At 72.8% G+C, this 13,394-nt stretch carries 11 protein-coding genes and 1 pseudogene; 1 reads left to right on the forward strand and 11 read right to left on the reverse strand.

Translation table 11 applies throughout. The features are described from left to right. Positions 1–60: 60 nt before the first annotated feature. From EEJ42_RS40885 to purN, 11 genes are all read right to left on the reverse strand, one after another. Positions 61–1,563 carry an aldehyde dehydrogenase family protein gene (locus EEJ42_RS40885; protein ID WP_123107206.1) on the reverse strand — a complete coding sequence of 501 codons (1,503 nt, stop codon included), beginning with the start codon at positions 1,561–1,563 and terminating at the stop codon, positions 61–63. 189 nt (positions 1,564–1,752) lie between these two features. Then, positions 1,753–2,559 (reverse strand): serine/arginine repetitive matrix protein 2, encoded by an 807-nt coding sequence (locus EEJ42_RS40890; protein ID WP_123107207.1) that lies wholly within the window; start codon positions 2,557–2,559, stop codon positions 1,753–1,755. 143 nt (positions 2,560–2,702) lie between these two features. Beyond that, entirely contained in the window at positions 2,703–3,494 is a 792-nt protein-coding gene (locus EEJ42_RS40895) for a hypothetical protein (RefSeq protein WP_246097683.1), read from the reverse strand. Position 3,495: 1 nt separating this feature from the next. Then, positions 3,496–3,915 carry a hypothetical protein gene (locus tag EEJ42_RS40900; protein WP_123107208.1) on the reverse strand — a complete coding sequence of 140 codons (420 nt, stop codon included), beginning with the start codon at positions 3,913–3,915 and terminating at the stop codon, positions 3,496–3,498. Continuing rightward, on the reverse strand, positions 3,902–5,629 hold the full coding sequence (locus tag EEJ42_RS40905) for a hypothetical protein (protein WP_123107209.1): 1,728 nt from the start codon (positions 5,627–5,629) through the stop codon (positions 3,902–3,904). Before EEJ42_RS40905 ends, EEJ42_RS40900 begins: the two co-directional genes overlap by 14 nt. Before the next feature lie 135 nt (positions 5,630–5,764). Next, positions 5,765–6,754 carry a malate dehydrogenase gene (locus tag EEJ42_RS40910; RefSeq protein ID WP_009717128.1) on the reverse strand — a complete coding sequence of 330 codons (990 nt, stop codon included), beginning with the start codon at positions 6,752–6,754 and terminating at the stop codon, positions 5,765–5,767. 275 nt (positions 6,755–7,029) lie between these two features. After that, the gene (locus EEJ42_RS40915; RefSeq protein ID WP_123107210.1) at positions 7,030–8,331 is read right to left on the reverse strand and encodes a helix-turn-helix domain-containing protein; all 1,302 of its coding nucleotides are present in this window, start codon (positions 8,329–8,331) and stop codon (positions 7,030–7,032) included. Between the two features lie 423 nt (positions 8,332–8,754). Beyond that, positions 8,755–9,372 carry a DUF3017 domain-containing protein gene (locus EEJ42_RS40920; protein ID WP_246097684.1) on the reverse strand — a complete coding sequence of 206 codons (618 nt, stop codon included), beginning with the start codon at positions 9,370–9,372 and terminating at the stop codon, positions 8,755–8,757. Then, positions 9,362–10,249, reverse strand: coding sequence for a bifunctional methylenetetrahydrofolate dehydrogenase/methenyltetrahydrofolate cyclohydrolase (locus EEJ42_RS40925; RefSeq protein ID WP_123107211.1), 888 nt, complete (start codon positions 10,247–10,249; stop codon positions 9,362–9,364). The genes EEJ42_RS40920 and EEJ42_RS40925 overlap by 11 nt, the downstream gene beginning before the upstream one ends. A 136-nt stretch (positions 10,250–10,385) precedes the next feature. Next, on the reverse strand, positions 10,386–11,948 hold the full coding sequence (gene purH / locus EEJ42_RS40930; RefSeq protein WP_123107212.1) for a bifunctional phosphoribosylaminoimidazolecarboxamide formyltransferase/IMP cyclohydrolase: 1,563 nt from the start codon (positions 11,946–11,948) through the stop codon (positions 10,386–10,388). Then, positions 11,945–12,592, reverse strand: coding sequence for a phosphoribosylglycinamide formyltransferase (purN, locus tag EEJ42_RS40935; RefSeq protein WP_123107213.1), 648 nt, complete (start codon positions 12,590–12,592; stop codon positions 11,945–11,947). The genes purH and purN overlap by 4 nt, the downstream gene beginning before the upstream one ends. 352 nt (positions 12,593–12,944) lie before the next feature. Here purN and EEJ42_RS40940 point away from each other — a divergent pair. Continuing rightward, a pseudogene (locus EEJ42_RS40940) lies at positions 12,945–13,394 on the forward strand (hypothetical protein); the annotation flags it as partial.

Consider the following 13,394-nt stretch of genomic DNA (forward strand, 5'->3'; position numbering starts at 1 on the left):
GGCCCGGCGGGAGGTCCGGGCCCGGCCGTGCCGCCCCGGGCGGGGGCCGGCGGCGGGGCGTCAGCCGCCGAACCAGCGCACCGGGCTGGGCCGCAGGTTCTCGTAGACATGCTTGGTCTCGCGGTACTCGTCCAGGCCCGCCGGGCCCAGCTCACGCCCGACGCCGGACTTGCCGAAGCCGCCCCATTCGGCCTGCGGGAGGTAGGGGTGGAAGTCGTTGATCCACACGGTGCCGTGACGCAGCCGCGCGGCGACCCGGCGGGCGCGCGCGGTGTCGGACGACCAGACCGCGCCGGCCAGGCCGTATTCCGTGTCGTTGGCGAGCGTCACAGCCTCATCTTCGGTGCTGAAGGACTCCACCGAAAGGATCGGGCCAAACGTTTCTTCGCGGACGACCCGCATCTCACGGTGGCACTGGTCGAGCACGGTCGGCAGGTAGAAGTAGCCGGTCGCGGGGCGGACGTCGGACGGCTCGGGCTGCTTGCCGCCGGTCCGCAGCACCGCGCCCTCCTCCAGGGCGGACGCCACGTACGCCTGGGTCTTGGCGAGCTGCTGGGCCGAGACGAGCGGACCGCACTCGACGCCCTCTTCGGTGCCGCGGCCCAGCTTGATCTTCTCGGCGCGGCGGACCAGCTCGGCGACGAACCGCTCGCGCACCGACTCCTCGATGATCAGCCGGGCACCGGCCGAGCAGACCTGGCCGCTGTGGATGAAGGCGGCGTTCAGCGCCTGGTCGACGGCGGTGTCGAAGCCCTCGTCGGTGGCGCAGGCGTCGGCGAAGACGACGTTCGGGTTCTTGCCGCCCAGCTCCAGGGCGACCTTCTTCACGCTCGGCGCGGCGGCCTGGGCCACCTTGGTGCCGCTGACCAGACCGCCGGTGAAGGACACCAGGTCCACATCGGGGTGCTCGGACAGCCGGGCGCCGACCGGGTCGCCCGCGCCGGTCACCAGGTTGGCCACACCGTTCGGCAGGCCCGCCTCGACCAGCAGCTGCACCATGTGGATGGTGGACAGCGGGGTCACTTCGCTGGGCTTGATGACGAAGGTGTTGCCCGCCACCAGCGCCGGGGCCACCTTCCAGCTGGCCTGGAGCAGCGGATAGTTCCAGGGCGTGATCATCGCGCAGACCCCGACCGGCTCGTGCACCACGACGCTGTGCACATCGGGGCTACCCGCGTCGACCACGCGGCCGGGCGACTCGCCCGCGGCCAGGTCGGCGAAGTAGCGGAAGGCGTTGGTCACGTCGTCGACGTCGACCCGGCCCTCCTCCAGGGTCTTACCGGTGTCGCGGCTCTCCAGGAGCGCGATCACCTCCCGGTCGCGCTGGAGCAGATCGGCGACCCGCCGCAGCAGGGCCGCCCGCTCGGCGACGGGGGTGTGCGGCCAGGGGCCGCTGTCGAAGGCGCGGCGCGCGGCGGCGATGGCCGCGTCGGTGTCCTCGGCGCCGCCCTCGGCCACGAGCGCGAGCGTGGTGGCGTCCGCGGGGTCGAGAACCTCCCGCTGCGCGCCGGATGCGGCCGCCCGCCACACCCCGTCCACATGAATGGTCTCGACTGCCGACACGTCTATCTCTGCCTTCCGGTGTTGCGAGCGTTTCTGCTGGCCACGCCAGCAACAGGGACCCCTTACCGGTTGCGAGAAACGTATGCGCAAATTTTTCTTGAAAGTGGCACGGCTCACGCGAGGCGGAGGGACGGGCGATCTAGGGGGTGTCTTGTCGATCAGGCCGGATCATGATCGGCAAGACACCCCCTACGAAGCGGTGCAGTAGGCGGTGGGGCAGAAGGTCTCCAGCACGGTGTCATGGAGCGACTGCTCCTCCGCCCGGTCGTCGGCGGATCCGATGATCAGCACCGCGTACATGGTGCCGTTCTGCGCGGCGAAGCGGCGGTCGAGTATCCGGCGGGCACCGGACTCCTTGCTCTGGTACGTGTACTCCAGCTGGGCGGGGTCCATGGCGGCCGCGCCCAGCTGGGCGAGGGTGATCTGCTCGTAGCCGCGGTTGCGGGACGCCAGCCGCTCGGCCTCCTGCGCCGACTCGTACGGGGTGGACTCGGGGCCGTGCAGCTCGAAGACCTGGATCATGGTGGAGTCGTCGGGCGAGGTGTAGAAGACGCTCGGCCCCTCCACCGTCCGCCGCCATCCCTCGGGGACGGCGATGTCGAAGCCCTCCGGGTCCCGCTCGGTGCTGAAGCCCGCGGGCGGCGCGGAGCCCGTCAGGGACGGCACCGCCGAGGCGGACGCATCCGGCGACCCGGACGGATACGCCGAGGGCAGGCCGGACGGCGAGGCGCTCGGCAGTCCCGACGGCAGACCGGTGGGCGCACCGGTCTCGGGCGCGGGATAGACATCGCCCGGCGCGGTGGCGTCCGCGGTCGCCGAGGGCGTGGGGGTCGCACGGTCCCAGGGCAGCGGGCCCGCCTGGTGCCTGGTCGTTCCGTCACCGCCGAACGCCACCCAGCCGGAGAACGCGATCCCCGCGGTCAGGAACACCGTGACCGCGACCGCCTGCACCACCCGCCGCGTCTCCGCGCCCGGCTCCGAACCCCCGTCAGACATGCCTGCTCCCCCTACATCGCATTTTTCTACCGATAAGCCGAGTTAACCGAGTTAGCCGACATACGGTTTACCCAGTATGCGCGCTTCGGCCACGTCCGCTACCGCGCCGATGCCGGATAGTTCGCCACCGGAGATGTACGCGCTCAGCCCGCCGGGCAGTACGCGGTGGGGCAGAAGGCGCCCAACGCGACCCGCTGCCGCTCCACTTGACGCGGCCACTCATCGGACGGGCCCGCCACCAGCACCGCGTACTGCACGCCGTCCGGCCCGGTGAAGGCACGGTCGACGACGCGGCGCGGCCCGTACTTCTCGCTGCGGTAGCCGTATTGCAGCTCCGCGTCGGCGTCGTCGGCCGGGCCGAGCCGCTTCAGCCCGTACCGCTTGTAGCCCGGGTTCTTCTTGAGGCTGGTCTCGGCCTGTTTCAGCGCCTCGTACGGGGTGACCTGCGGGCTGGTCAGGGCGAAGACCTGGAGCAGACGGCTCGCGTCGGACGACTCGTAGAAGACCCCCGTATCGCGCTTGACGCGCTGCCAGCCCACCGGGACGTCCAGCGTGAACCCTTCCGGGTCCGCGGTGCGTTGATACCCCTGCGGCGGCCCGCTGCCCGCGACGGCCGACCCCGACGGCGCCGCGGACGGCTGCCCCGACGACGGCACGTCATCGGACGGCGAGGGCGAGCCGCTGTCCCAGCCGGACGCGGTCGCGCTCGGGCCGCTGCTCTCGTTGGCCGTGTCATCGCCGCCGTCCGACAGCAGATGCCAGGTGCCGACGCCGATGCCACCGATGAGCACGACGGCCAGCACCACGAGCAGCACCGGCCCCCGGTGCGGACTGGGCGGCCGTCTGCCCGGGGCGGGCGGCTCGGCACCCTCCCCCACCCAGCGCTGCGCGGCCTCGTCCCAGCGGGGGCCGCGCTCATCGCTCGGCGTACTCATCTCAGCCGCCCAGCAGCGCGCCGACCGCCTGGCCGACCGCGACGCCCGACGCCAGCATGCCGATCCCGGCCCCGGCGTCCTGCAACAGCACCCGGAGCCGGGCGAGGCGGCCCGCCCCGGCGCGGCCGGTGCGCCGGATCTCGTCCTGGGCACCGGCCAGTTCGTCCGACAGCGCACCGAGCTCGGGGGTGGCCACCAGCCGCTCCAGGTCGGCGGAGAGCTGCTGGACGGCGCGCAGCAGCTCCTCGTACGCGGGGTCGCAGGCGGCGCCCTCCTGCGGCCCGTTCACGATGTGGTTGTGGTCGCCGATGCCGACGACACCGCCGCGCACATTGCCGATGCGGATGTTCCCGAACCGCGGCCCGCCCTGGCCCCCGGCCGTGCCCGCGCCGCTTTCCTCGTCCCTCTCAGCCGTCCCCATGGCCGCCTCCCCCTCCGTTACCCCTGGTGTTGCTCACCGTGTTGTTGTCGCCGACGGTGATGGCGCTGTCCTGTGCGGACTCGATGAAGATGCCGCCACCGCTCACGTTGATGATCTTCTGCTCGAACTCGCCGGTCTCCCATCCGGCTTCGTCCAGCGCCTGCCGCACCCCGTTGGCCACCCGGTCCTCGACGCTCTTCAGATAGCGGCTGACGTCCATCTCCTGGAAGAGCGAGGCGCCCTCGTCACTGCCCAGCTCGCGCACGGACTTCCAGGGCCCGTCGGGGATGGCCGCGGCATAGGCGCCCGTGTACGTCCGCACCAAGAAGGCGATCATCCGGAAGCCGTGGATCAGCACGCGGCCCGCGGCCGTGGGCGTCCGGGCCAGCGCCCACAGCACCTTGCCCGGCAGCCCGCCGCGGCGGTGGGAGTCGGTGAGCCGGTCGATCGCGCGGAAGTCCGGGCGGATCGGGCGCAGCACATGCGGCGCGAACTCCACCATCAGCATGCCGCCCTGGGTGTGCACCCGGACGAAGACGGTGGTGACGACCTCCTCCTGCCAGGCCCCGACCCGGATGCGCAGGAAGTGCCGCCGGACCTCGCCGCCCTCCTCGACCGCCTCCGCCCGCTCCCGCTCGAAGTGCGCCTCGCCGTGCGGCGCGAGGGAGCGGCTGCGCAGCCCGGTGGCCTTCACGAACACGCACTCGTCCAGCTCCAGACCGCGCAGCCGGTCGCGGACCTCGACCGACTGCCGCGGCACCGCGGCGGTGCGGGCGCCGTTCCGGGCGGGGGTCCTGGCGGACGGGGTGCGCAGGTTCTCCACCAGCGGCCGGATCCGCTCCAGGATCTCCCGGTTGTCGAGCGGCACCGCCGTACGGCCCTCGCGCGGGCGCAGCTCGACCGCGAGCGTCCACGTGGCGTGCGCGGTGCCCGCCCCGAGGAAGGGGTGCTGATCGTGGTAGAGGATCACGGGCGCGTGCTGCTCGCGCCGGATCAGCTCCCGCACCCGCCGGAAGCGGGCGCTGCCGGAGCGCTCGGCAGGGTCCTCGGCCGGAGCGGCGAAGGTCCGCGGATCGAGGTCGGCGGACAGCACCCGGGCCACGTGCTCGCGGTGCAGGGCGACCGCCGCGGCCATCGCGGTGGGGATCAACAGGGCCGCCCAGGCGGCCCCGGCGCCCGCCCCGGCCGTCAGCCCCGACAGCGAGGTGCTCTCCTCCAGGGCGCTCGGCTCCGGGTCGTCCGCGAGGACCAGCTCCAGCGCGGAGGACACGTAGGCGATGAGCAGCAGCACCCCGAACACCCGCAGCACCGCGGCCAGCCGCCGCCGGGCGGGCGGGATCCCGTCGGAGCCCGGATAGTCGGCGCGGAAGGGGCCCGAGGCGCCGCCCCTGGCCCAGGTCGCCAGCAGCAACAGCCCGCAGGACAGCAGGAAGATGACGAAGAAGCCCTTGGCCAGCAGGGCGTGCAGCAACCAGAGCGCGATCAGCAGCAGGGTCCAGCCCGCCTCCAGACGGCGGGCGCGCAGCGCGTGGGCGAGCACCCGGGAGGCGTCGATGCCCAGCGACGGCGCCACGATGCGCTCCTCGTGGACCAACAGCTCGTCCACGACCGTGTCCCGGAAGTCATCGTCCAGATACACCCCCGCGCACAGCAGCCGCGTGGCCTCACTGGCCGCGTGTCTGGACGCGTGATCACTACGACTGCCTGAGCCCATGCTCTCCCCCCGAGGCCGGCGTCAACCCCTCTTACGGTAGGAGACGGTGGGGCGCAAGGACAGGGAACAGCCGAAGGGTCACTCTCCGGAGTGAATAACGGAGGGTGACCCTTCAGAAGTCCGCAGCGGGGTGCGTCAGATGAGGCCCAGACCGCGCACGGCCTCGCGCTCCTCCTCCAGCTCCTTCACCGACGCGTCGATGCGGGTGCGGGAGAACTCGTTGACGTCCAGGCCCTGGACGATCTCGAACTGCCCGTCCTTGGCGGTGACCGGGAAGGACGAGATCAGGCCCTCCGGCACGCCGTACGAGCCGTCGGAGACCACACCGGCCGAGGTCCAGTCACCGGCGTCGGTGCCGTTGACCCAGGTGTGGACGTGGTCGATGGCGGCGTTGGCGGCGGAGGCGGCCGAGGACGCGCCCCGGGCCTCGATGATCGCGGCGCCGCGCTTGGCGACGGTCGGGATGAAGGTGTCGGCCAGCCACTGCTCGTCGTTGACGACCTCGGCGGCGTTCTTGCCCGCGACCTCGGCGTGGAAGACGTCCGGGTACTGGGTGGCGGAGTGGTTGCCCCAGATCGTGAGCTTCTTGATCTCGCCGACCGGCACCCCGGTCTTCTGGGCGAGCTGCGACAGCGCGCGGTTGTGGTCCAGGCGCGTCATCGCGGTGAAGCGGTCACCCGGTACGTCCGGGGCGGCGGCCTGGGCGATCAGCGCGTTGGTGTTGGCCGGGTTGCCCACGACCAGGACCTTGATGTCGTCCGCCGCGTGGTCGTTGATGGCCTTGCCCTGCGGCTTGAAGATGCCGCCGTTGGCCTCGAGCAGGTCGCCGCGCTCCATGCCCTTGGTGCGCGGGCGGGCGCCGACCAGCAGGGCGACGTTGGCGCCGTCGAAGGCGACGTTCGGGTCGTCGGAGATGTCCACGCCGCGCAGCAGCGGGAACGCGCAGTCGTCCAGCTCCATCGCGGTGCCCTCGGCCGCCTTCAGTCCCTGGGGAATCTCCAGGAGCCGCAGTTTCACCGGCACGTCAGCGCCGAGGAGCTGACCGGAGGCGATGCGGAAGAGCAGCGCGTAGCCGATCTGGCCTGCCGCGCCGGTGACGGTGACATTGACGGGAGTGCGGGTCATGGCGGTCTCCTGCGCTGTGTTTGTCCGAGATCTCTTGGTGTCGAGATACCGGCGTCAGGCTATCCGACGGCGGAGCGCGCACATCCCCGGGCCTCTGTGTCGCTTCTCACCGGTCACGCCCCGGCGGCCGTCTGCCAGGAGGGGGAGTACAGACGGCCGCCCGGTGCCGCACCCGTGGGGGGTCGGCCTGCGCCTGCCCCGATTCCCCGGCGTCATTCCCTCCTGCCGGAAAATTCCCCCGGACGGGTCCGCGGCGGGCTCGGCGCACCGGTCGGTCACCCCTGAGGAGTGCCCTGGGGAGTGCCCTGCGGGGTGCCCTGGGCAGCGCCCTGCGGGGTGCCTTCCCGCGGCGTGCAGCCGCGCTGTCCGCCGATGAGGGTCGCGCACGCGGTGGGCCGCGCGGTGGCGTCCGCCGTGACCATCCTGGTGTACGCGTCGCCGTCCGCGTCGACCTTGCCGCGCTCGGTACGGTCCTGCCCGCCGCCCTTGGCGGGGGCGCCGACCTCCACCTGATCGCCGGGGGCCGCCTGGGCGATGCGGGCCCACGCGGCGCCGCAGACCTTGCTGTAGCGGACCTCGATGTACGCCGTCCCGACCATCGCGTTCGCGGTCGTCCTGGCGTACTTGCGGCCGCAGCCCATGGCCTCCGGGTCCTTGCCCGCGCAGCCGTTCCCGGAGCACTTCACCCCGGCCGGGAGCCGGGAGGCGGTGGTCGCGGGGGACTTGACCGGCTTCTGGGCCCCCTTCTCGTCGTCGCCGCCCTGACCGACCAGGAGGACGGCTCCGGCCACGATCAGCAGCGTGCCCACGACGCCCCCGGCGAACAGCGCGATACGGCGCCGGGGCCGCTCCGCGGGGCGCGGCGGCCCCGGCTCGTCGGCCGCGGGCGGTATGGGCGGTGTGGGCGGCGCGCTCGATATGGGTGGTGCGGGCGGTGCGTCGGGTACGGGCAAGGTGGGCCACGCGCGCGAGGACGCCGCCGGAACGGGCTCCACCAGAGGCTGTTCGGGTTCGGGAACGTCAACGCCCTGGACGCCTTGGACACCGTGGACGCCTGGGACACCCTGGACGGTCCGGGCGCCCTGGTCGGTCGGAGCGCTCTGAGCGCCCTGGCCGGGCTGAGGGTTCTGGCCGCTCTGAGCGGTCCGGCCGCCGGTGGACACGTCGGCGGCCGGGCGGGACTTCGGCGACTTGCGTCCGTTCTTCTTCTCCGCCTTCTTCTCCGCCGGCGGCGGCGCGAACTCCTCCAGCGCGGCCCGCGCCCGGTCGACCCGGATCGCCTCCATCGTGACGTCGTGCCGCATCTCGGCGCGGCTCCAGGCCCGCTCCGCCAGCTCCCACAGGATGCCGAGGTGACCCGCGTCCGCCCCCGTCGCCTCGGCCAGCGCCTCCACCGCGCCCTGCGGCGGCAGCAGTCTGCCGCCGAGGTAGCGCTCCCAGGAGGTCTTGCTGTAGCCCGTGCGGTCGGCGATGGCCACGACGCTCAGACCGCTGCGGTCGACGAGTCCGCGTAACTGCCCGGTGAACTCCCGCACCTGCGGGTCGAGTTCCTCCGGCAGGTCCCTCCAACGAGGCATGTGCCTCCCCCTGTCCCCCCGTACGTACCTGGTGGTTCCCCTTGGTCTGGTCCCCGTGCCGGCTTCTCGGGGCGTCGATCTGACTACCCAAAGAGATGCCTTGCCCCAGGATGTCAGTTCTCCCCGCGGGGGCGCATCGGAGCATTTCGGGCCCGGGGGCGCACTCCCCCGGCGTCGGCCCATCGTTGCGCAGCCGATACCTCGTTGCGGAACGGTCACTTCCGAGCCACAGGGATTCGACGTCCATTGATCCCGCACAGCCGACACACAACCCTGTTCACCAGGCGGTCCGTCCTTCTTCGGGGGAGAGGGCGGACCGCCGCCCGGACCACGAGGGATGCGAACAAGCCAACGGCGGCCCGTCCTCCCGCGGGGGTGAGGAGGGGCCGCCGTTCGGTTGACGGGCCGCGCGGAGGGCGCGGACTAGCGGACCGTGAAGTGCACCACGTCCTGAAGGAACGGAAGCTTGATCCAGGGGTCCGGCTGGACCATCAGCGACAGCAGCAGGATCACCGCGCCGAGCCCGCCGTACGTCAGCAGGTCGGTGAAGCGCGACCGTACGGCCAGCATCCCCACCTCCGGCAGCGCCCACCGCAGCGCCGCGCCCGCCAGCAGGGACAGCCCGATCAGCGCCGTGCCCAACCGGAACCCGTCCAGCGAGACGATCAGCAGCCCCAGTGCGACGCCGCCCACCACCGCCAGGAACGGCCACTGCCGGGCGGTCGCCGGGGCGCTTCCGGGCGCGGCCCGGCCGCCGCCCTGCGGACGTGCGGTGTCCCGGGTGATCAGCGGGAAGCGGCGTGACTTGCGGAGCAGCAGCCCGGGCAGTTCCGCGACCGTCGGCTTGCCCCCCGGGGCCGCAGCACCCGCCGGGGCCTGAGCGCCCGCCGGGCCTGTGGCCGCGGAGACTTCGGTCGCGGAGTGCTCGGTCGCGGAGTCTTTGGCCGCGGAGTCTTCGGCCGCCGCCTGAGCGGTCCGAGCCGCCTGGCCCGTCTGCCCCGCCTGACCGCTCGCGGGGTCTTCGCTCGCCTCAGCCGTCATGACCGGCACCGCCGTCGGCGGCCGCCTTCGCGTCCCGCTCGGCCGCCTCCACGACGTTGACCAGCAGCTGAGCGCGCGTCATGGGGCCGACGCCGCCCGGGTTCGGCGAGATCCAGGCCGCGACCTCGGCCACATCGGGGTGCACATCGCCGGCGATCTTGCCGTGCTCGTCCCGGCTGACGCCCACGTCGAGCACCGCGGCGCCCGGCTTGACGTCCTCGGCCTTGACCAGGTGCCGCACCCCGGCGGCCGCCACGATGATGTCGGCCTGGCGCAGCTGCGCGGCCAGGTCGCGGGTGCCGGTGTGGCACAGGGTGACCGTCGCGTTCTCGGAGCGGCGGGTGAGCAGCAGCCCGATCGACCGGCCGACGGTGATGCCGCGGCCGACGACCACCACGTGCGCGCCGTTGATCTCCACGCCGTGGTGGCGCAGCAGCTGGATGATGCCCTGCGGCGTGCACGGCAGCGGCGCGGTCTCGTTCAGCACCAGCTTGCCGAGGCTCATCGGGTGCAGCCCGTCGGCGTCCTTGGCCGGGTCGATCAGCTCCAGCACCCGGTTGGTGTCGATGCCCTTGGGCAGCGGCAGCTGGACGATGTAGCCCGTGCAGGCCGGGTCCTCGTTCAGCTCGCGGACCGCCGCCTCGATCTCCTCCTGGGTGGCGGTGTCGGGCAGGTCGCGGCGGATGGACGCGATGCCCACCTGAGCGCAGTCGCGGTGCTTGCCCGCGACGTACCACTTGCTGCCCGGGTCGTCGCCGACGAGCAGGGTTCCGAGGCCGGGATGGACGCCCTTGGCCTTCAGCGCCTCCACGCGGCTGACGAGATCGGACTTGATCGCGGCGGCGGTTGCCTTGCCATCGAGAATCTGGGCGGTCATGGCTTCATCCTCCCGGATGCGGGGACATCGATTCCACTCAGGGCCCGTGCGAGGGGCTGGAGTGGTGGTGGGCGGCGGAGGCCGCACCCCTGATCTCGGGGTGCGGCCTCCGGGTCGTCACGTCGCGCGGGACGGCTCAGTGGAAGAAGTGCCGCGTACCGGTGAAGTACATGGTGACGCCCGCCTTACGGGCCGCCTCGACGACCTGCTCGTCGCGGACCGAGCCGCCCGGCTGCACCACGGCCTTGACGCCCGCCTCGGCCAGCACCTCGAAGCCGTCCGGGAACGGGAAGAAGGCGTCGGAGGCGGCGTACGCACCGGCCGCCCGCTCCTCGCCCGCCCGGGCCACGGCCAGCTTCGCCGAGTCGACGCGGTTGACCTGGCCCATGCCGACGCCGACCGTGGCGCTGTCCTTGGCGAGCAGGATCGCGTTGGACTTGACCGCCCGGCAGGCGCGCCAGGCGAAGGCCAGCTCGGCGAGGCCGTCGGCGTCCAGCGCCTCGCCGCTCGCCAGCGTCCAGTTCGCCGGGTCGTCGCCCTCGGCCTGGAACCGGTCCTTGGCCTGCACCAGCGTGCCGCCCTCGATGGGGCGCCGCTCGGTGGCCACCGCGGGGGCGTCGGCGCAGCGCAGCACGCGGATGTTCTTCTTGCGGGCCAGCACCTCGACCGCGCCGTCCTCGTACGCGGGGGCGACGATGACCTCGGTGAAGATCTCGGCGACCTGCTCCGCCATGGCGACCGACACCGGGCGGTTGACGGCGATCACGCCGCCGAAGGCCGACAGCGAGTCACAGGCGTGCGCCTTGCGGTGCGCCTCGGCGACATCCGCGCCGGTGGCGATCCCGCACGGGTTGGCGTGCTTGATGATCGCGACGCACGGGTCGGCGTGGTCGTACGCGGCGCGGCGGGCGGCCTCGGTGTCGACGTAGTTGTTGTACGACATCTCCTTGCCGTGCAGCTGCTCCGCGTGCGCGAGGCCCGTGCCGCTGCCGTCGCTGTAGAGCGCTGCGGGCTGGTGCGGGTTCTCGCCGTAGCGCAGGACCTGCTGCCGGGTGAAGGTCGCGCCGGTGAAGTCCGGCCAGTCGCCCTCGTCGGCCGCGTAGCCGTCGGCGAACCAGTTGGCCACCGCCACGTCGTACGCCGCGGTGTGCTGGAACGCCTCGGCGGCCAGGCGCTTGCGCCGCTCCAGGTCGAAGCCGCCGTCGGCGGCGGCCTTGAGCACGTCGCCGTACGCGGCCGGGTTGACGACGACCGCCACGGACGGATGGTTCTTGGCGGCGGCGCGGACCATCGACGGACCGCCGATGTCGATCTGCTCGACGCACTCGTCGGGCGAGGCGCCCGAGGCGACCGTCTCGCGGAACGGGTAGAGGTTGACGACGACCAGCTCGAACGGCTCGACGCCCAGCTCGGCGAGCTGGTCGCGGTGCGCGTCGAGGCGCTGGTCGGCGAGGATGCCCGCGTGGACGCGCGGGTGCAGGGTCTTGACGCGGCCGTCCAGACACTCCGGGAAGCCGGTCAGCTCCTCGACCTTGGTCACCGGAACGCCCGCCGCCGCGATCTTCGCGGCCGTCGAGCCGGTGGAGACGAGCTGGACACCCGCCGCGTGCAGCCCTTGGGCCAGCTCCTCCAGCCCCGTCTTGTCGTACACGCTGACCAGCGCGCGGCGGATGGGCCGCTTGGTACCTTCGGCGGTCACGGGATCCTTACCTTTCGTCCCTCAATGCGATAGCCGTGACGCGCCAGCCGCCCCACGACCTCGACGAGCAGCGAGCGCTCGACTTCCTTGATCCGCTCGTGCAGAGCGGACTCGTCGTCCTCGTCCCGGACCTCGACCACGCCCTGGGCGATGATCGGGCCGGTGTCGACCCCGTCGTCGACGAAGTGGACGGTGCACCCGGTCGCCTTCACGCCGTACGCGAGCGCGTCGCGCACCCCGTGGGCGCCGGGAAAGCTGGGCAGCAGGGCCGGGTGGGTGTTGACACACCGGCCGCCGAAGCGGGCCAGGAACTCCTTGCCCAGGATCTTCATGAATCCCGCCGAGACCACCAGGTCCGGTGCGTACGCGGCCGTCTCCGCCGCCAGCGCCGCGTCCCACTCGGCGCGGCTCGCGTAGTCCTTGACGCGGCACACGAAGGTGGGGATGCCGGCGCGCTCGGCGCGCTCCAGACCGGCGATGTCGCCGCGGTCGGCGCCGACGGCCACGACCTCGGCGCCGTACGCCGCGGCGCCGTCGTCGGCGATGGCGTCGAGGAGCGCCTGGAGGTTCGTACCGGAGCCGGAGACGAGGACGACGAGGCGGGCAGGGGACCCGGGACGGGCGGGGAAGGGCGGGGAGGCCACGGCGGGGATCTTTCTCGCGGGCGGTGCTGCCGTTTGTGTGGTCGTACAAGGTCTTGGCCTGTTGAATTCGGGGAACTCTACGAAGCCGCCGACCGTCAGCAACGATACCGGCACACGAAGCGGCCCCCGGGGGACGGGGGCGGGCACGGGAGGTAGCGTCTGGACTGGGAATCCAACTGATGCCGTGGGAACGACCGTCGCGCCCGCCCCGCCGAACCGTGCGGCAGGAGCCGTACCCGGACCGGGTGTGCAGGACGACGACACAAGGGGAAGACACATTCCAGATGCCGGACCGACGCCGCCGCGCGGCTCATCGCCTCACTCCGACCCCCACCCGCACCGGGGGGCGGCGATGAGGCGCGCCCGCACGTCGCGTACGACGCCGCTGCTGCGCGAGCAGCAGTCACCGTCGTCCTCCTCGTCCCCCTCGCCCTCCTCCCCCTCGTCCGCCTCGTCCGGGGATCACCGCGGCGAGGACCGGCACGAGGACAATCCGTTCGCCCCGCCGCCCGAGGGCAGGCCCGACCAGCCCTGGCAGCCCCGGCACCGGCCCGAGGACGGCGGCGGCAGCGGGGACGGCGGCTCGCACGACGGCTCACACGGCGGCGGTAACAGCGCCGGGCAGGGTGCCGGACAGGGCGGCCAGGACGCGCAGGGCGACGGCCGGGACGATCAGCCGCAGCAGCCCCCGGCCTGGGGCAGCCAGTGGAGCAGCCGCCAGCCCGGCCGCCAGAACGGGGGCTTCGGCACCGGCCCCGGCGGCACCCGCCCGTCCGGGCCCGGCGGCCAAGGCGGCGGCCCG

This window comes from Streptomyces botrytidirepellens (genome assembly GCF_003721215.1).
Classification (GTDB): domain Bacteria; phylum Actinomycetota; class Actinomycetes; order Streptomycetales; family Streptomycetaceae; genus Streptomyces; species Streptomyces himastatinicus.

Coding starts and splice junctions, on each gene's coding strand:
- EEJ42_RS40895 (WP_246097683.1), bottom strand. CDS start 3,494: ATGAGTACGCCGAGCGATGAGCGCGGCCCCCGCTGGGACGAGGCCGCG.
- EEJ42_RS40900 (WP_123107208.1), bottom strand. CDS start 3,915: ATGGGGACGGCTGAGAGGGACGAGGAAAGCGGCGCGGGCACGGCCGGG.
- EEJ42_RS40925 (WP_123107211.1), bottom strand. CDS start 10,249: ATGACCGCCCAGATTCTCGATGGCAAGGCAACCGCCGCCGCGATCAAG.
- EEJ42_RS40890 (WP_123107207.1), bottom strand. CDS start 2,559: ATGTCTGACGGGGGTTCGGAGCCGGGCGCGGAGACGCGGCGGGTGGTG.
- EEJ42_RS40910 (WP_009717128.1), bottom strand. CDS start 6,754: ATGACCCGCACTCCCGTCAATGTCACCGTCACCGGCGCGGCAGGCCAG.
- EEJ42_RS40905 (WP_123107209.1), bottom strand. CDS start 5,629: ATGGGCTCAGGCAGTCGTAGTGATCACGCGTCCAGACACGCGGCCAGT.
- EEJ42_RS40920 (WP_246097684.1), bottom strand. CDS start 9,372: ATGACGGCTGAGGCGAGCGAAGACCCCGCGAGCGGTCAGGCGGGGCAG.
- EEJ42_RS40915 (WP_123107210.1), bottom strand. CDS start 8,331: ATGCCTCGTTGGAGGGACCTGCCGGAGGAACTCGACCCGCAGGTGCGG.